This is a genomic window from Cupriavidus sp. 05L411, assembly GCF_056398045.1.
Window position 1 is genome coordinate 178,808 of the sequence record NZ_JBFTOQ010000013.1, and the last position, 18,091, is coordinate 196,898.

The window sequence follows — 18,091 nt, forward strand, 5'->3', positions numbered from 1 at the left end:
TGCGGTGGGCGGGCCGATTCAGGCGTTCCAGTGCAGGGTGAAGGCGTCGTCGTCTTCGTCGATGTTTCCCGACAGCGAAATCAGGTTCAGGTGAATCTCCTGCAGGTCCCAGTCGCGCCCGAGCTTGTCGGAGACCAGTTCGCGCAGGATGGTCAGGTGTCCCGGCGCGTCGATCTTCACCATGGCGGGAAACTGCGACACCACCGCGTGCGGGTTGGCCTCGGTGATGGCCTCGATGATGGGACGGGTGTCGTCGTTGCTCTGCAGCGCGATATAGACGTTGGCGGTCATGGCGGTTTCCTCAGGCGGCAAGGCCAAGCTTGTTAAGACGCACGTCGAACTGCTCCACGCACAGCGCCACCACCTGCTCGCCGCCCTCGCCCAGCAAGGTGTCGGCCACCGGCACCAGCGCCTCAGCCACCTGCGCGCGTGCGGCGCGAGCCCAGCCGGACAGCAGCATGCGATTGGCATCGGACTCTGCCGCGGCGGTCTGGATCACCGCGTCGACCCAGCGTGCGTGCTCCTCGCGCCAGTCGTTCATGAACTCGGTCAGCACCGCCAGCCCGGTGCCGCAGGCGCGCACGATGGCCGCGTCGGCGTGCTGGTACACCAGCGGATACAGCAGCCCGTCGAGCACAAGGTTCTGGGTGACGAAGGTCTCGAACCAGTCCTCGATCACAAAGCTGCGCTCGACCAGCCGGCGCATCGGCTGCCACGCGGCGCTCTCCATCCAGGCCACCTTGGCGCGCTCCAGCGCCACACCGGTGTTGCCGTCGAGCAGCATGCCGATGCGCGACAGGTACTGGGCAATGCCCAGGCGATCCATCGCGCAGTAGGTGCAGGCCTGGGTGATGGCCGTGCCCCAGCCATAGTCGGCGCAATAGAAGTTGTTCATGTTGGCGCCCCACTCCACATGGCGCAGCGGCAGCAGGCCGTCGGCCAGGCGGTCCTGCCATTCGGCGGGCAACGCCTGCAGCAAGCCGCGCTTTTCCACGAAGGCGAAGCTCTTCTCGGTGGCGTCCTGCTGGCGGCCGCGCGCCGTCACGTAGGCGCCGTAGAAGTACTGGCGCGGGTCCTTGAGCGCGTACCAGTCCGCCATCACGATCGCGGTGCGGCGCTTGTCGTAGATCTCGTGTTGCGAGTCCCAGGTCGGGCGGTAGTGAAAATTCACTTCCGACTGCACATCGTAGGTGGCCTCCTGGTAGCGCGAGGCGGGCTTGTCGCCGAAGCGGCGCGCCACATGGCCGTAGGTCTGGCGCAGCGGCTGGATCTGCTGGGTCTTGATATCGACTTGCATCGCTTGGTCTCCTGGGTCTTGCTGTTTTTATGTGGGTGGTTCTGTGCGTGGTTCGGTGGGTGGTCCGGTGCGTGGGGGCTGGCCGTGCTCAGTCGTCCTGATCGGGCGCGGGGATCTCCGGCGGCAGGAAGCGCACGTGGTTGACGCTGCAGAAGGCCTCGAACATCGGCTCGGGCATGATCAGCTCGACATTGAGCTCGGGGTCCGCCACGCTGAACGCGAACTGCACAAAGCCCTCGGGCGTGCGGCCATCAACGCGGACAAACCGGGGCGAGGCTTCAAACAAGGGGACCGACTGGTTGATCATGGCGCTGCTCCTTCACGTGGGCTGTATGGCCTCTATTGCGAAGAGCGTGCCAGCTGGCGCAAACGACGGCGCCACAAGGCGCGTCGGGATTCGGGCCGCGCTGGGTTTCGCGTTTACCCGGAACTGCGCGTGCGCCGAGGCTCAATCAATTGATCAAGTGGATGGTGGAATTTGATCAAATGATGAAAAGCCGCGCTGGGTGGCGGTTTGCGGGGAGGCAGGTGTGACTTCGCAAGGCTGCGGCGTCGCAACAAGGAAGGAGGTTAGAGGTAGGAGGGGGAAGGGATTGCGGGCGCATGCGGCGCAACAAGCGGGGTGGTTACTTGATTGGGGTGGGGATTGGTGGATGGATCAAATGATTAAATGGGTCATTGGGGGTGGGTGGCGCTTGTTGTTTAGGCGGCGTTGGTTATTGCACCCAAGTGCGTACGACATCGGCCTTTGGGGTTGGTCGCTGTTTCTTTGAGTGGCGATGGCTCTTGCACCCAAAAGCCATACGACATCCCCCTGCGGGGGCTGCCGGTCACTCTTCTTTGCGTCGGCAAAGAAGACTAACGAGAAGAAAGCCGACCCTGCCGGGAGCAGAGCAATCGCGGGTGCTAGGGGTGCTGGTTTCGTCGTAGGGCCAGCGGTTCTGCTCGCATCTGCCGGTACCGGTTTGACCGGCCACGAATCTGCCAGCCTCCGGGATACGTGGTGAGCCCCCCGGTAGCGGACATCGCTTGCTTCTAGCCGTCTGTCGCTCGCGCAGTGACCGGCCACGAAGTTGCGAGCGCACCGGTTCCGTCGTGGGCGCGGTGGCCGCCTTGATTAGCCCGAGACCTTCACCACCGCGCCCGCCCCACCACGAAACCATTGACGGGCGATGTGTCGCGGCGCTTCGTGCCGGTAACGGCAGATGGTCGAACGCTCACCGGGCAAAGCGATCAGGGGCTCCACCACGTGACCATTGGGTCATGCAGTTACGATGACCTTTGAGCCGGTAGGATCCGCCAGCCAGCACTCCGGGCCGTACGACGAAACCACCGCCCCACATAAGCCTGATTGCTCTGCCCCCGGCAGGGTCGGCTTTCTTCTCGTTAGTCTTCTTTGCCGACGCAAAGAAGAGTGACCGGCAGCCCCCGCAGGGGGATGTCGTATGGCTTTTGGTGCATGGCCGCCTCCATCAGCACCGTCTCCACATCGCCCAGCGCGAGCTGCTGCTCGGCCATATGATCGAGCAAGCCATGCACTGCGGCCTCCCGCAGTTCGGGCAAGGTGCCCTTGACGCCAAGGCGCGGCGCGGTGTCCATGCCGGGCGGCGCGCTCGTCGGCAGGAACAGGTGGTCCGCTGATATCTGCCCGCCATTGCTGGCCAGGATCACGCCGCGCTCGATCACGTTCTCCAGTTCACGCACATTGCCAGGCCAGTCGTAGCGGCGCAGCTCGGCCAGCGCGCGGTCGGTGATGCCGACGATCTTCTTGCTGTGGCGCGCGCCGTAGCGGGCCACGAAGCGCTCCACCAGCAGGCGGATATCGTCGAGCCGCTCGCGCAGCGGCGGAATGGTGACGGGGTAGACGTTGAGCCGGTAATACAAGTCCTTGCGGAAGGTGCCCTGCTTCACGGCCTCGGCCAGGTCCACGTTGGTGGCCGCCACCAGCCGCACGTCGACCTTGCGCGGCTCGGTGCCGCCCACGCGCTCTACCTCGCCCTCCTGCAGCACGCGCAGCAGCTTGGACTGCGCCGACGCCGACAGCTCGCCCAGCTCATCCAGGAACAGGGTGCCCCCATGCGCCCGCTCGAAGCGGCCCGGGCGCGACTGGTGCGCGCCCGTGAAGGCGCCCTTCTCCACGCCGAACAGTTCGGCCTCGATCAGCTCATCGGGAATCGCGGCGCAATTGACCGCGATGAAGGGCTTGTCGGCCCGGGCGCTCACGCCGTGCAACGCTTGCGCAAAGCGCTCCTTGCCAACACCGGTCTCGCCCAGCAGCAGCACGGTGACACTGCTCCCGGCAGCGCGCTGCAGCAGGCCCCATGCAGCGCGGAACTCGGGCGAGCTGCCCACCAGGTCGGCTGGCTTGTCGGTGCTGCGCTGCAAGGCGCGCAGGTGCTCGACCTCGCTTTGCAATTCCAGGATGGTCTCGATCACCGGGTCGGGCTGGTAAAGCGCCAGCACTTCGGCGCCGTCCTCCCACGCCTCCAGCGGCTTGCCGACGATGCGGCAGTGATCAAAGCCGCAGGCAATGCACTCGACCTCGCGGTAGAGGATGGTGCGGCCCATCAGGGCCGAGGTGTAGCCGGTGGCGTAGCCGATCTGCATCCAGCAGGCAGGCGCGTCGACGATGCCGAACAACTGCCGGTGCACGTCGCCTTCGAAGGAGTCCTCCCACAGGAATTCGCCGTCGTAGATGCCTGCGGCGATGTCGATGTCCACCTTGACCGGCGTCACCCGCACCACGCCTTCGATGGTGTGCAGGCAGGGCCCGATCTCGAGCAGGCCAAAGTCGCTGTCGCCCGGGCGCAGCTTCTTGGCCAGCTCCGCGTCGCGCATGCCGGAATGAAAGCCCATGCGCATGAACAAGCCGCGCGCGCGCTCCATGCCTAGGGTATCTACCAACTCCTTGCGCAAGGCGCCCAGCGCCGCTGTATGAATCAGGATCATGCGCTGCTCGTCCAGCCAGATGGAGCCCTCCTCCATGGCAAAGCGCAGGCGCCGTGCGAGATGGGCCAGGCCGTCGCGCATGGTGGCCGAAAACTTGTCGGTTGAACTGCTCATTGTCTCCTCTCTTGGCGGCCAGGACACCCTCGGCGCGCGTGCTTTTCCTAGCACTGCATGCACATTATGTGCCATCCGCGCCCGCCGGCCCCACGTGCGCCTGTCATGCCGCCGCAATGTCGCCTATCCTTTCCTTGACAGCGATCCCCGCTTTAATGCACTGCACCACAGCCCATGGAAAAAACCGCATTTGTCTTTGCAGGCGGCGGCAGCCTCGGCGCCATCGAGGCCGGCATGCTGCGCGAGCTGGTGGCGTGGGGCGTCAAGCCCGACATGGTGATCGGCGCCTCGGCCGGCGCCATCAACGGCGCCTACTACGCCTGCAACCCGCATGTGGCCGGCACCAGCCAGCTCGAGACGCTCTGGCGCGGCTTGCGCCGGGCCGAGGTGATGCCGTGGTCGTGGCGCAGCCTGTTTGGCATGCTGCGCGGGCAGCGCGCCCACCTGGTCGACTCCGCCGCGCTGCAGCGCCTGCTGTCGCGCCACTTTGGCGATATGGCAATGGAGCGTGCCGAGGTGCCGCTGTACGTGGTGGCCACCGACATGGCCACCGGCGCGGAGGTGGTGCTGTCCTCCGGCAACCTGGTCCAGTCGGTGCTGGCAAGCGCGGCCATCCCCGGCGTGTTTCCGCCGGTGTCGCTGGGCGGGCGGCAACTGATCGATGGCGGCGTGGCCAACAACACGCCGGTATCCACCGCCATCCGCCTGGGCGCCACGCGCGTGGTCGTGCTGCCGGCAGGTTTTGCCTGCGCGCGGCGGCGCGAGCCGCGCGGCCCCATCGACCATGCCTTCAACGCGCTGTCGCTGCTGGTGGCGCGCCAGTTGGTGCAGGACCTGGAGCGCTGGGCCGATCATGCGCACATCTCGGTCGTCCCGCCACTGTGCCCGCTCGACGTCTCCCCCTACGACTACACCCAGTGCGGCACGCTGATCGACCGCGCCGCCGCGGCCACGCTGGCCTGGCTGAACGCCGACGGGCTCAGCAGCCGGCACATCCCCGGCGCGCTGTCCCCGCATTCGCATGATGAAGCCAATCCGAGCTGCGACTTCGATCCGCACCAGGCGCACCCGGCACAACCGGCACAACCGGCACAAGGGTCCGACCCTACACATCACCCCCACGTCGGCCATACGCACGCTTCCGCCCCGCAGTAAGCCGGCTTTGGCATTGGCGAATTGCAAGGCCGGCCGATCCGGCGAATGATGCGGGATCTCAATCCTCCGGGTGGCAAGCACATGAGCGCAATTCTCGACGGCATCAAGGTACTCGACCTGACGCGGGTGGTAGCCGGCCCATGGGCCACGCAAAACCTGGCCGACATGGGTGCCACCGTCTACAAGATCGAGAAGCCCGGCGACGGCGACGACACCCGCAAGATGGGCCCGTTCCTGAACGATGCGCAGGGCGCGGCCACCAACGACTCCGCCTTCTACCTGGCGTGCAACCGCGGCAAGCAGTCGCTCACCATCGATATCTCCCAGCCCGAGGGCGCCGAGCTGGTACGCCAGCTGGCCGCCCGCTGCGACGTGGTGGTGGAAAACTACAAGGCTGGCAGCCTGAAGAAATACGGCCTGGACTACGAGTCCATCCGCGCGGTGCGCCCCGATGTGATCTATTGCTCGGTCACCGGCTTCGGCCCCGATGGCCCCTACGCAGCGCGCCCGGCCTACGACTTTATCCTGCAAGGCATGGCCGGCCTGATGAGCACCTGCGGCCAGCCGGACGGCAGCCCCGGCGGCGAGCCGATGCGCACCGCCATCCCCATCACCGACATCCTCACCGGCCTGTACGCCACCGTCTCCCTGCTGGGCGCGCTCTACCACCGCCAGGCCACCGGCGAAGGCCAGTACATCGACGCCGCCATGCTCGATGCCTCGGTCGCCGTCAATGGCCACCTGGCGCTGGGCTACCAGATGACCGGCAAGCTGCCCCGGCGCGCCGGCAACAGCAACCCCGTGGCGGCGCCCTCCGAGGTCTTTGCCTGCCGCGACGGCCACCTGATCATTGCCTCCGGCAACAACGGCCAGTTCGCCGCGCTGTGCAAGCTGCTCGGCATGCCCGAGCTCGCCGCCGATCCGCGTTACGTGCAGAACGCCAATCGGGTTGCCAACCGCGATACGCTGCGCGAGACGATTGCCGAGCAAGTGGCCACCTGGAACGCGGCGGACCTGCTGGCGTCGCTGGAACGCGCCGGCGTGCCGGGCGGCCCGATCAACGAGCTCGACGAAGTGTTCGAGGATGCGCAGGTGAAGCATCGGGGCCTGCTGGTGCAACTGCCGCACGGGCGCGGCGTGAATGCGCCGAGCCTGCGCAGCCCGATGCGGTTCTCGGCCACGCCCGTGGCGATGCGCTGCCCGCCGATGCTGGGCGAGCACACGGATGCGGCCCTGCGGGCGGAACTGGGCTTGAGCGACGAGGACGTCGCGGGCTTGAGGGAGCGGGGAATTCTGTAGTTGGCCATTCGGTTGGCCGCTCGGCTGGCTGCCTTGCGTGCGGCGCGCAACGCCCGGAATTGACGCGCCCCGGGAACGGGTACATCCTCTGGACATACTCTTCCCCTCAGCGGAGCAAGCCATGACCTCAAACGAATTCACATCGTTCAAGGCACACTTGTCCATGTTGCTGCGCGACCTCCCGGTCGGGACCACGGCGGACCTCGCCGACGTGGCGGTGGCGGCGTACTGGGATGGCACGCGGATCGTCGGCACCTACCTGCGCGACGGCGGGCACCTGGACGAGGCCTTCGACTTCGACGAAAACGCCTGGGAGAACTGGCACGACGACTTCGTCGGCTGGCTGGCCACGCCGAGTTTCACGCAGCGCGATGAACTGAGGGCTTCGCTGGCAGGCGCGGGCTGACGAGCGCATGCGCGCTCGCGACCGGGCTCGCGACCGGGCTTACAACCGGGCTTACGACAATACGCACCGTCCTCCAGCCGGAGGACCGGCGCCACCATCGCACTGCGAGCCCATCCGACGCATGCCTTACTTCGGCTGCGACACCACCCGCAAATACGGCTTGAGCGTCTTGAAACCCTGCGGGTACTTCTTCTTGGCGTCGTCGTCGGAGACCGAGGTGGGGATGATCACGTCTTCGCCCGGCTTCCAGTTCACCGGCGTGGCTACCGTATGTTTTGCATTCAGCTGCAGCGAATCCAGCAGCCGCAGCACTTCGTCAAAATTGCGGCCGGCGCTCATCGGATAGACCAGCATCGCCTTGACTTTCTTGTCCGGCCCGATCAGGAACACCGAGCGCACGGTGGCATTGTCAACGGCAGTGCGCGGCCCGCCACTCGCGTTCGGATGGATCATGTCATAGAGCTTTGCGACCGTGAGGTCGACGTCGCCGATCATGGGATAGTTGACGGCATGGCCCTGCGTCTCCTCGATGTCCTTGACCCACTTCTGGTGGTCCGCGACCGGGTCCACGCTCAGGCCGATGATCTTGGTGTTGCGCCGGTCGAATTCCGGCTTGAGCCGGGCCATATAGCCCAGTTCCGTGGTACAGACCGGGGTGAAGTCCTTCGGATGGGAGAACAGGATGGCCCATTTGTCCCCAATCCATTCGTGGAAACTGATTTTCCCTTCCGTGGTATCAGCAGTGAAATCGGGCGCTTCGTCACCGATGCGAATCGACATGTTCAACCTCCATGGGTTTAAGTGGGGACGAGACAATGACCGGCATGGTAGCGGCTGTCGTCCTGACGCTGCCGTGACTTTCGGCGCGCTAGGCTCAGTATAGTGGGCTGTGACGCTGCGCAAAGGTGGATACGGGAGGTAATGCAAGCGCGCCTCCGGTACCGTGCGCCGCACGCGCGGCAAGCGATCTCGCGTACTTCGTGAATCACCTGCGCCAGCTGGATATTCCGTTGCGGCATTGCGCTAACGATCCAGCGCGCCGCGCACAGCCGCCTCGAACCTGGGATCCAGCACCGCGCCCACATTGAAGCGCGACCACGGCGATGTCGCCTCGGAGTCCACGCGGAAGACGCGGCCCGGGGCGATCACGACCTTCTGCGGCAGCAGCCTCTGCGCCAGCACCAGCGAGTCGTCCACGTTCGGCAGCGCCCCCCACAGGTACAAGCTCTGCCCGGTCCGCGCGAAGATGCGCGCATCCAGCCGGTCGAACAGCGCCAGCGCCTTGTCGGTGGCCTCCGCCAGGCGGGAGCGCAGCTTGGTGATGTAGCGCTGGTAGTGCCCTTCGCTCAGGATCACGTCGACGGTGCGCTCGCAATACTCCGAGCTGCTCACGTGGATCAGCGCCTTGAGATCGGCGAGATCGCTTGCCAGATCCGCGCCGCAGGCAATGAATCCCACCCGCAACGCGGCGGAGACGGACTTGGAGAAGCTGCCGATATAGATGGTCCGCTCCAGCTGATCCAGCGCCGCGAGCCTGGGCAGCGTGGTGGGCTTGAAATCCGCCAGCGCATCGTTTTCCACCAGCAGCAGGTCGAACTTCTGCGCCAGCTGCAGCACGCGGTAGGCCTTGGCGGCGGAGAGGTCCGAGCCGGTGGGATTGTGCGCGACGGACTGGGTGAAGAACAAGCGCGGCCGTTCCTGGATCAGCAACTGCTCCAGCGCCTCCAGGTCAGGCCCATCGGCAAGGCGCGGCACGCCGACAATCCTGACGCCAGCCAGCTTGAGCTTGCCGAACAGCGGGTAATAGCCGGGATCGTCGACCAGGACCGTCGCGCCGGCCGGCAGGAAATACCGTATCACCAGGTCGATGGCATCGTTGGCGCCATGCGTCAGCACGATCTGCCGGGGATCGGCGCCGATGCCAAGGTCGCCCAGCTTGCGCACCAGGTGATCGCGCAGAGGCCCGTAGCCGAAGCGGTTGCCGTAGCGGAACAAGGCGCCCAGGCCGGTGCGCACCACCTTGTGGTGGTACTTGTCCAGGCGCGCTTCCGCTAGCCACGCCACCGGCGGAAACCCATCGCCCACCGCCAGTACGTCCGGGCTGCTCTTCAACTGCTCGCGCATCAGCCAGACGATGTCCATCGCGCGCCGCAGCGAGCCGGCATCTTCGTCCCGCGGCGCTTTGGCCGGCCGCGCGAGCACGAAGTAGCCCGCGCCGCGCCGGGGTTCCACCAGCGCGCGCCCCACCAGGATCTCGAACGCGGCGACGACCGTGTTCTTGCTGTACCCGTGCAGTTGCGCCAGCTCCCTGAGCGAGGGCAGCTTGTCGCCGGTGCGGTAAGCGCCTTCGACAATCTGCCGCTCGATGGCATCGGCCAGCACGGTGGCAATCGAGGGGGATCTGGGGTTCGTCATCGGCTTGTGCTCCGGAAGGCTGGATCAAACTGTCCTGCCCAACTGTACCTTTTTATGCTGGTACAGTGTACCTAAACTGTCTCCATTCCAAACCCACTCACGGAGACACCGATGGTGACCGATTCCCGCCTGCCCAATTTTCGCGCCATGACGCCTGCCCAGCGCCTGGCCTACGTAGGCGATGCCGCCGCCTTGTCGGCGGACGACATCCGTCTCCTGGCCGAGCCCGGCGCCCTGAGTGTCGAACTCGCCAACGGCATGATCGAGAATGTGATCGGCACGTTTGAGCTGCCGTTTGGCGTCGCGGGCAATTTCCAGGTCAATGGCCGGGATGTGCTGGTGCCGATGGTGGTGGAAGAGCCGTCGGTGGTGGCCGCGGCCTCGTTCATGGCCAAGCTGGCGCGCGAATGCGGCGGCTTCGAGACTTCCAGCACAGGCCCGCTGATGCGCGCGCAGGTGCAGGTCCTGGGCGTCACGGACCCTTACGGCGCCCGGCAGGCCTTGCTGAAGCAGCGAGCGGCGATCCTGGACGTGGCAAACAGCCGCGACAAGGTGCTGATTGGCCTTGGCGGCGGCTGCAAGGACATCGAGGTCCACGTCTTCCCCGATACGCCGCGCGGCGCCATGGTCGTGATCCACCTGATCGTGGATGTGCGCGATGCCATGGGCGCCAACACGGTAAACACCATGGCCGAAGCCGTTTCGCCGCTTGTGGAGAACATCACCGGCGGCTCCGTGCGGCTGCGCATCCTCTCCAACCTGGCCGACCTGCGGCTGGCACGTGCCCGCGTGCGGCTGACGCCGGCGGTGCTCGCCACCCAGGAGCGCAGCGGCGCCGAGATCATCGAGGGCGTGATCGACGCGTATACCTTTGCCGCCATCGATCCCTACCGGGCCGCCACGCACAACAAGGGAATCATGAATGGCATCGACCCCGTGATCGTGGCGACCGGCAATGACTGGCGTGCGGTCGAGGCCGGCGCCCATGCCTACGCCTGCCGCGGCGGCCGCTATACGTCCCTGACGCACTGGGAGAAAGACACCAGCGGCGCCCTGGTCGGCACCATCGAAATGCCGATGCCGGTGGGTCTCGTCGGGGGCGCCACCAAGACGCATCCGCTGGCACGCCTGGCGCTGAAGATCCTCGACGTCAAATCCGCCCAGGAACTCGGCGAGACCGCGGTCGCGGTGGGCCTGGCGCAGAATCTTGGCGCGCTGCGGGCGCTGGCTACCGAAGGCATCCAGCGCGGCCACATGGCGCTGCATGCGCGCAATATCGCGCTGGTGGCCGGCGCCACCGGCGACGAGGTCGACCGCATTGCAAAGCGCATGGCCGAGGAGAAAGACGTGCGCACCGACCGGGCGGTAGCGTTGCTGGCAGCGCTCAGGAGCAGGTAGGCAGGCAGGTAAGCAGGTAAGCAGGTAAGCAGGAACATGCGGCACAGCCGCGGCGAACGACAAGAACCAGAGCTGGCATCGACGCGCGCAAGCACGCAAGTGCGCACCGGGATGCCAGCCACATCCGGAGACATGTAAATGAACACACAGCAAGCGCCCTCGGCGCGGCGTCTCGTCGAGGTTTGGGGAGACACCGCGGATACCCGGCACCTGGCGTGGTCCATCACCATCGGGGCCGTGGTCAGCCTGACGGGATTCCTGCTCGCCAGCCGCGTGCTCAACGGGCTGGTCAAGACACCGGAGCTGGCGCGTGCCTACGCCATGCTGGCCGGCCTGGCAGGCTGCCTGCTCGCGGGCCTCATCTGCGCCTGCCTGTTCCGGCCCAAGCGTGAAGTGATCGAAGGCGAGGCCGCCGATCCGACCTGGCGCGAGCAAGTGCTGGACAAGCTCGCGGAGGAAGGCGGCGGGCTCGGCGCCATCGCGGACCTTCCCGCATCCGTGGTGCAGGAGCTCAAGGAACTGCAACTCTTCGAGCTCTTCGCAGCGCGCGAGCGCCGCAACGGCGCGCCGCAGCCGGCGCAGGACGTGGCGCTCTCCACGCCCGTCACGCCCTCCACGCCCGTCAGTCCCCGGTCCAACCTGGCTTGAACGCCGGCCCACGGATATCCAGGATATCGAAGGCTCATCATGATCGAATCTGCACTGCTTACCCACATCCTCATTGCCGCCGGCATGGGGCTGGCCGGCGCCGTCGTCTTTGCGGCGATCGGCCTGATCTCCGGCACCGATGAAACCACCACGCTGGCGCCGCTGACGCTGCTGGTGGTGTTGCTGGGCGTGCCGCCCGAGGGGGTCTTCACGTTCTTCCTCGCCGGCGCCGTCGCCAAGCACATGACCCACGCCATCCCGACCGCGCTGCTCGGCATCCCCGGCGACACGATGGCCACGCCGCTGCTGCAGGACGCCAACCACCTGCGCAACCTGGGCGTGCCGCATATCGCGCTGCGCAAGATGATCTCGGGCGCCCTCATCGCGGCATTTATCGCCGTGCCGCTGGCGGTACTCTTCGCCATCCTGCTCGCGCCATTCGGCTCGGCGATCACCAAGGCCGCGCCGTGGATCTTCGTGGTGGCCGCCGTGATCATCGCCTACAGCTCTGCCGGCAGGTGGGCTTCGGTGGCCACGCTGGTGCCCTTTGTCGTGGTCATCGTGGCGTTGCAGACGCTGACGGCGAAGTTCGGCGTCAAGCTGAGCATCAGCTACTTCCTGGGCATTGCCATCGGCCCGCTCATTGCGGATCTCTTCTCCGCCATCTCCCCTGTGGATCGCCCACGCATGCAGCGGGACCGCGTGCGCACGTTCGCGCTGGCGCCTGACGTCAAAGGCTGGTCGGGGTACTTCCCCAATCCGTTCAAGGTGCTAGATCGCAGCCAGGTGAAATGGACCGTGGCCACCGCCACCGTGTCGAGCGCGACGTTCGTGTTCAGCCCGGTCGCCATGACCGTGGTCCTCGGCGAGATCGTGGGGGCACGGGTCAAGCACGCTTATCACCGCCTCACCACCGTGCTCAGCGCACGCAATGGCATCACGGAAGCCACCTATATTGCCGAGGCCCTGATCCCGCTCATCGCCTTCGGCTTGCCGCTCAGCCCGGTTGCCGCCGGCCCCGCCGCGCCGCTGTTCAACGCGCCGCCCGTCTACACCGTGGACGCCGGCGCCGGCCAGACCCACAACCTGCACAACCTGCTGAACCACTGGGAGTTTCTCGGCTACGGGCTGCTGGCCGTGCTGCTAGCCGCGCTGGTGTCCTACCCGTTTGCCATGAACTACGCGCGCAGCGCCGCCCTGTTCGTGTCGCGCAAGGTGTCGCATGAAGCCATCATCGCCACCTTCGTCGGCCTGATCCTGGTCATCAGCGTCTGGGAAGGCCAGCTCCTTGGCCTGCTGGTCATCCTGACCATGGGCTTGCTGGGCGGGCTGCTCTCCAGGGCGATCGGCTTCAATACCGGCGTGCAGTTCATGGGCTACTACACCGCCGTGCTGACAGTGCCCGCGCTGCTCAAGCTGATCGGCTAGCCCTGAAGGACCAAAGGGCCAAGGCGGCGGCCTCTGCCGCCCCTTCATTCGACGTGGATGCCGCCCTTCTTCACCACCTCGCCCCACCGCCCGGCCTCTTCCTTGATGAATGCCTGGAACTGGTCGGGCGTCCCGCCCACCGGGTCGATCCCGTACTCGATCAGGCGCGCCTTCACCTCCGGCTGGTGCAGCACCGCATCCATCTCGACCGAGAGCTTTGCCAGCACCGGCCTTGGCGTCCTGGCGGGCGCGATCAGGCCGATCCAGCTGCTGGCCGTCACCGCCGGATAGCCCGCCTCGGCCATGGTCGGCACGTCGGGCGCGGCCGGCCAGCGCGTGGCGCTGGTGATCGCCAGCGCCTTGAGCTTGCCGGCTTTCACCTGCGGCATCATGGTCTGCACGGAATCGAAGATCATCGCCACCTGCCCGGAGAACAGGTCCGGCAGCGCCGGCGACACGCCCTTGTAGGGCACGTGGGTCATCTTGATGCCGACCGCTTGCGAGAACAGCTCGCCGGCCAGATGCGCGCCGGAGCCGTTGCCGCTGGAGGCGTAGGTCATCTTGTCGGGATTGGCCTTGCCCCAGGCCACCAGCGCCTTCACGCTGCCGGGCGGCAACTGGGCGCTGGACACCAGCAGCAGCGGGATGCGCCCGATCTGGCTGACGCCCGTGAGGTCCTTGACCGGGTCGTAGCTCATTTTGGGGTAGAGGCTGGGGTTGATGGCATGCGCGGCCACCACCACCAGCAGCGAGTAGCCGTCGGGCGCGGACTTGGCCACATTGTCAGAGCCGATCATGCCGTTGGCGCCAGGGCGGTTCTCCACCACCACGGGCTGGCCCAGGCGCTCGGCCAGCTTTTGCATGACCAGCCGCGTCACGGCGTCTGACACGCCGCCCGGGGTGTAGGGCACCACCACGCGCACGGGCTTTGACGGATACGGCGCCTCGGCGCGCGCCGTGGCGCTCAGGCCGCAAGCCAGCGCGGCGGCCAGCAGGCATGCGTTCATCCACGGGCCACGGGGGCGCATCGGTTGCTTGGTTATGTTCATGTCTGCTCCATCAGGTCGGGATGGCTTCGGTCCGCCGTGCTTGCCTGGCGGCCGATGCCATGGAATGGCAGCCGCCGGGTCTACGCCCAGCCTTGCGGCACCGTGAGCGGAAAATCGAGCAGCATTTGCGCGTAGCTCTTGCCGAGCGGGTCAGAGCGCAGGCTGGCCACGCCCCCGCCGCCCAGCGCGCGGTGCAGCAGGAAGTTAAGGGCGTGCAAGCCCGGCACCTCGAAGCATTCCACCTCGCCTTCGACCAGATGCGAAAAATACCCGCGCACCGCGGCCGGGGTGAGCTGCTCGCGCAGCAGCGGCAGGTACGCTGGCTGGCGGGCGATCACGCCGATGTTCTCGTCGTCGCCCTTGTCGCCGCTGCGCGCATAGGCCAGCGTGACCAGCGGCACGGTGACGCGCGGCCCGCCGGGAATGGCGGGCGCTGGCGCAGCCGCCAGCGAGGCCGGCGCCGTCAGCTCGCCCACGACGGCGGCGCAGGCAAGCGCCTGCGTCTGGCCGTCCAGCGCGACCTGCATCCGTACTTCCGCCTTCGGCACCAGGAAAGAGAACACCTTGACCACCGGCTGGATATCGACGCGGCCGGCAAAGGATGAGCGGGTACCGGCGGCCATCGAGGTGCCCGCCGACGAGCCTTCACGCTGCAGGAAGCGCAGCGCCTTGGCCTGCGCATGGCGCGCGCCGATGCGCAGCACCACCTCGCGAGTGGGCAGCACGCGGGCATGCGGGCCATATTGCGACTCGCAACCGAGCAGTTCCACCACGGTGCCGCTGTAGTCCGCCAAGCCGTCGGCGGCCAGCATGGCGCGGGTGCGCGCCAGCAGCGCGTCGGCGGTGCGGCGGGCCCTGGCGGGTGCGTCGATGCCGCGGATCGCCATCATCAGGCTGAGCTGGTAGCCGTCCTGCCAGGTGCCGTTGGCCTTGTAGCTCGCGCCAGGGGCGCGGCCACGGGCGCCGTGCACGCGCACCTGCCCGGGGGCCAGCAACGCCGTGCGCACCATGCGGAAGTCGCAAGTGACGTCAGGCATCAGGTAGTTGCCGGGGTCGCCCACCTCGTACAAGACCTGCTCCGCCACGGCCGCGGGATCGACCAGGCCGCCGGTGCCCTCGGGCTTGGAGAGCACGAAGCTGCCGTCCTGCGCGCAGTCGATCACCGGGTAGCCGATGCGGTCCCAGTCGGGCACACGCTGCCAGTCGGTGAACAACCCGCCGGTGGCCTGCGCGCCGCACTCGATCACGTGACCAGCCAGCGTGCCGGCGGCGAGCCGGTCCCAGTCGTGCCATTGCCAGCCGAACTCGTGCGCGAGCGCGCCGACCACCACCGCGCTGTCCACGCAGCGGCCCGTGATGACGATATCGGCGCCCATCGCCAGCGCGCGGGCGATGCCTTGCGCGCCGGTGTAGGCGTTGGCGGACATCAGCTCGGCAGGCGGCGTGGCGCCGGTATGGAGATCGGTCAGGCCCGCGGCGCGCCAGCCCTCGAAGGCGGGCAATACATCGTCGCCGCTGACCACCGCCACCTTGGGCGCCAGCCCTTGCCGCGCGGCGGCGGCCATCACCGCGTCGCGGCAGGCCTGGGGGTTGAGGCCGCCGGCATTGGCAATCACGCGGATGCCGCGCGCCAGGATCTGGCCGAGGTGCGGTGCCATCGCGGCCTGCACGAAGTCCGTGGCGTAGCCCAGCGCGGGGTCCTTGGCGCGGGCGCGCGCCAGGATCGACATGGTGGTCTCGGCCAGGTAGTCGTAGACCAGGTATTGCAGGCCCGGAACGGCCAGCAGTTGCGGCGTGGCGATGGCGGAATCGCCCCAGAAGCCGGAAGCGCCGCCTATGCGCACGGTGCGTGCCGTATTGGGTGTGCCGTTTGTGGTGTTCATGCTTGCGCACCTGCGTCCACCTTCACCAGCAAACTACCCGCGCGCGCCTGCCCGCCCTCCCGGGCATGCAGCTGCGCGATCACGCCGTCGAACGGCGCGACGATGGCGTGCTCCATCTTCATGGCCTCCAGCACCACCAGCACCTGGCCCGCCTGCACCGCCTCGCCCGCCGCCGCCTTCACGGCCACGATGCGCGCAGTCAGCGGCGCCAGCAGCTCGCCAGCGCGCTCGGCGTCGCCGGGCTTGCGCTTTTTCTGGCGCGGGTCCAGGCGTGCGAAGCGCCATGCGCGGCCCGCGCTGAACAGATGCACGGCATCGCCCTCGGTGGCGAACACCAGCGGCAACGCCATGCCGTTGCACTCCACCAGCGCGCTGCCTTGCTCCTCGTCGGCGCGCAGCACGCGGGCGCGGACGATCTCGGCGGACGTGCCATCGCCCTCACCCTCACCCTCGCCCTCGCCCTCGCGCACCGCCACCTCCCAGCCTTGCGCGACGGCACGCAGATCCACGCGCCACTGCTGCTCTCCCGCCTGCAAGCCAAGGCTGCAACCCGGCGCCACCAGTGCGGGGCGCGCCGATGCCGCCAGCAGCCCGGCTGCTGCCAGCGCCGCGCAGGCCACCTGCGCCACCGCTGGCCGCGTTGCGCGCAGTGCCGCCTGCATATGCGTGTCGACGAATCCCGTATGCACCTGGTTGCCCGCAAAGGCCTCGTGCGCCAGGCAATTGGCAAGAAAGCCCTGGTTGCTGGCCACGCCCAGCAGCACCGTCTGCTCCACCGCGCGCAGCAGCTTGCGGCGTGCTTCCTCGCGGGTGGCGCCATGGGCCACCAGCTTGGCCACCATCGAATCGTAGTGAACCGGAATCTCCCCGCCCTCCTGCAGCGCATGATCCACCCGCACATCGTGCCCCGCGCCCGGCGCGCGCCAGCGCAGCACCGGGCCGCCTTGCGGCAGGAAGCCGGCGGCCACGTCCTCGGCGGTCAGCCGCACCTCGATGGCGTGGCCGCGCAGCGCGACCTGCTCCTGCGTGACCGGCAGCGGCTCGCCCGCTGCCACACGCAGCTGCCATTCGACCAGGTCAAAACCGGTGATGGCTTCGGTCACGGCGTGCTCCACCTGCAGGCGCGTGTTCATCTCCATGAAGTAGAAATTGCCGTCGCCATCGAGCAGGAACTCCATGGTGCCCGCGCCCACGTAGCCAATGGCCTGCGCGGCGCGCACCGCCGCGCCGCCCATGCGGGCGCGCAGCGCGGGCGATACCGCCGGGGACGGCGCCTCCTCGACCACCTTCTGATGGCGGCGCTGCACCGAGCAGTCGCGCTCGCCCAGGTGGATCACATGGCCCTGCGTATCGGCAAAGACCTGGATCTCCACGTGGCGCGGCGCGATCACCGCGCGCTCCAGGATCAACTGGCCGGAGCCGAAGGCGGCCATGGCCTCGGAACGCGCGCTTGCCAGCGCGCCGGGCAAGGCATGCGCGTCGTGCACCAGGCGCATGCCACGTCCGCCGCCGCCGGCCGCGGCCTTCACCATCAGCGGAAAGCCGATGGGCGCGGCGGCCTGCAGCAGCGCGGCATCATCCTGCGCCTCGCCCTGGTAGCCGGGAATGCAAGGCATGTCCGCGGCCAGCATCAGGCGCTTGGCCTCGGCCTTGTTGCCCATGGCGCGGATGGCGGTGGCGGGCGGGCCGACGAAGACCAGGCCCGCCTGCGCCACCGCGTCGGCGAACTCCGCGTTCTCCGCCAGGAAGCCGTAGCCGGGATGCACCGCATCCGCGCCGCTGCGGCGCGCCGCCTCGATGATGGCGGCGATGTTCAGGTAGGACGCGCGCGGCGCGGCGTCGCCGATGCGCACCGCCCGGTCGGCGTACGCCACGTGCGGGCCATGGCGATCGGCCTCGGAGTAGACCGCCACGGTGGCAAGGCCAAGGCGGCGCGCCGTGCGCATGATGCGCATGGCGATCTCGCCGCGATTGGCGACGAGCAAGGTGTGAAAGGGTCGGCTGGTAGCGGACATGAGGCGCCTCGGGATGCGGAGTATCTGGATTGGTT

15 protein-coding genes are annotated in these 18,091 nt (G+C 67.6%); 6 read left to right on the plus strand and 9 right to left on the minus strand.

Annotated features, from left to right (window positions below; all coding sequences use genetic code 11):
• Positions 1-18: 18 nt before the first annotated feature.
• From AC1DQR_RS17875 to poxR, 4 genes are all read right to left on the minus strand, one after another.
• Entirely contained in the window at positions 19-291 is a 273-nt protein-coding gene (locus tag AC1DQR_RS17875) for an MmoB/DmpM family protein (RefSeq protein ID WP_006158557.1), read from the minus strand.
• A 10-nt stretch (positions 292-301) separates the two neighbouring features.
• A complete protein-coding gene (locus tag AC1DQR_RS17880) occupies positions 302-1,297 on the minus strand; it encodes an aromatic/alkene monooxygenase hydroxylase subunit beta (RefSeq protein WP_309403875.1) in 996 nt (331 codons plus the stop codon).
• Positions 1,298-1,385: 88 nt separating this feature from the next.
• Complete coding sequence (locus AC1DQR_RS17885; protein ID WP_150987093.1) at positions 1,386-1,604, minus strand: phenol hydroxylase subunit; 219 nt, start codon at positions 1,602-1,604, stop codon at positions 1,386-1,388.
• 1,079 nt (positions 1,605-2,683) lie between these two features.
• Entirely contained in the window at positions 2,684-4,360 is a 1,677-nt protein-coding gene (gene poxR, locus AC1DQR_RS17890) for a phenol degradation transcriptional regulator PoxR (protein WP_477133461.1), read from the minus strand.
• 174 nt (positions 4,361-4,534) lie between these two features.
• Here poxR and AC1DQR_RS17895 point away from each other — a divergent pair, with 174 nt between their 5' ends.
• The 3 genes from AC1DQR_RS17895 (at position 4,535) to AC1DQR_RS17905 (ending at position 7,220) form a co-directional block, all read left to right on the plus strand.
• On the plus strand, positions 4,535-5,515 hold the full coding sequence (locus AC1DQR_RS17895) for a patatin-like phospholipase family protein (protein WP_416050515.1): 981 nt from the start codon (positions 4,535-4,537) through the stop codon (positions 5,513-5,515).
• Between the two features lie 81 nt (positions 5,516-5,596).
• Complete coding sequence (locus tag AC1DQR_RS17900; protein WP_416050516.1) at positions 5,597-6,814, plus strand: CaiB/BaiF CoA transferase family protein; 1,218 nt, start codon at positions 5,597-5,599, stop codon at positions 6,812-6,814.
• Positions 6,815-6,935: 121 nt separating this feature from the next.
• On the plus strand, positions 6,936-7,220 hold the full coding sequence (locus AC1DQR_RS17905; RefSeq protein WP_416050517.1) for a hypothetical protein: 285 nt from the start codon (positions 6,936-6,938) through the stop codon (positions 7,218-7,220).
• 126 nt (positions 7,221-7,346) lie between these two features.
• On the opposite strand, the gene AC1DQR_RS17910 is transcribed toward AC1DQR_RS17905, so the two are convergent.
• Positions 7,347-8,000: a peroxiredoxin gene (locus AC1DQR_RS17910; protein ID WP_006158821.1), complete on the minus strand. Its 654-nt coding sequence runs from the start codon at positions 7,998-8,000 to the stop codon at positions 7,347-7,349.
• A gap of 243 nt (positions 8,001-8,243) precedes the next feature.
• The gene (locus AC1DQR_RS17915; RefSeq protein WP_309403879.1) at positions 8,244-9,635 is read right to left on the minus strand and encodes an aminotransferase-like domain-containing protein; all 1,392 of its coding nucleotides are present in this window, start codon (positions 9,633-9,635) and stop codon (positions 8,244-8,246) included.
• A 111-nt stretch (positions 9,636-9,746) separates the two neighbouring features.
• Between AC1DQR_RS17915 and AC1DQR_RS17920 the strand changes: the two genes are divergently transcribed.
• The 3 genes from AC1DQR_RS17920 to AC1DQR_RS17930 all read left to right on the plus strand — a co-directional run bounded on the left by AC1DQR_RS17920 (position 9,747) and on the right by AC1DQR_RS17930 (position 13,109).
• A complete protein-coding gene (locus tag AC1DQR_RS17920; RefSeq protein ID WP_416050518.1) occupies positions 9,747-11,033 on the plus strand; it encodes a hydroxymethylglutaryl-CoA reductase, degradative in 1,287 nt (428 codons plus the stop codon).
• Between the two features lie 138 nt (positions 11,034-11,171).
• Complete coding sequence (locus tag AC1DQR_RS17925; RefSeq protein WP_416050519.1) at positions 11,172-11,681, plus strand: hypothetical protein; 510 nt, start codon at positions 11,172-11,174, stop codon at positions 11,679-11,681.
• A 39-nt stretch (positions 11,682-11,720) separates the two neighbouring features.
• Positions 11,721-13,109 (plus strand): tripartite tricarboxylate transporter permease, encoded by a 1,389-nt coding sequence (locus AC1DQR_RS17930; RefSeq protein WP_477133462.1) that lies wholly within the window; start codon positions 11,721-11,723, stop codon positions 13,107-13,109.
• Between the two features lie 44 nt (positions 13,110-13,153).
• Here the strand turns inward: AC1DQR_RS17930 and AC1DQR_RS17935 are convergent, their stop codons facing one another.
• The 3 genes from AC1DQR_RS17935 to AC1DQR_RS17945 all read right to left on the minus strand — a co-directional run bounded on the left by AC1DQR_RS17935 (position 13,154) and on the right by AC1DQR_RS17945 (position 18,056).
• The gene (locus AC1DQR_RS17935) at positions 13,154-14,158 is read right to left on the minus strand and encodes a tripartite tricarboxylate transporter substrate binding protein (protein WP_416050520.1); all 1,005 of its coding nucleotides are present in this window, start codon (positions 14,156-14,158) and stop codon (positions 13,154-13,156) included.
• A gap of 80 nt (positions 14,159-14,238) precedes the next feature.
• Positions 14,239-16,041 carry an acyclic terpene utilization AtuA family protein gene (locus AC1DQR_RS17940; protein ID WP_416050521.1) on the minus strand — a complete coding sequence of 601 codons (1,803 nt, stop codon included), beginning with the start codon at positions 16,039-16,041 and terminating at the stop codon, positions 14,239-14,241.
• On the minus strand, positions 16,038-18,056 hold the full coding sequence (locus AC1DQR_RS17945) for an acetyl/propionyl/methylcrotonyl-CoA carboxylase subunit alpha (protein ID WP_477133463.1): 2,019 nt from the start codon (positions 18,054-18,056) through the stop codon (positions 16,038-16,040). The genes AC1DQR_RS17940 and AC1DQR_RS17945 overlap by 4 nt, the downstream gene beginning before the upstream one ends.
• Positions 18,057-18,091 lie beyond the last annotated feature (35 nt).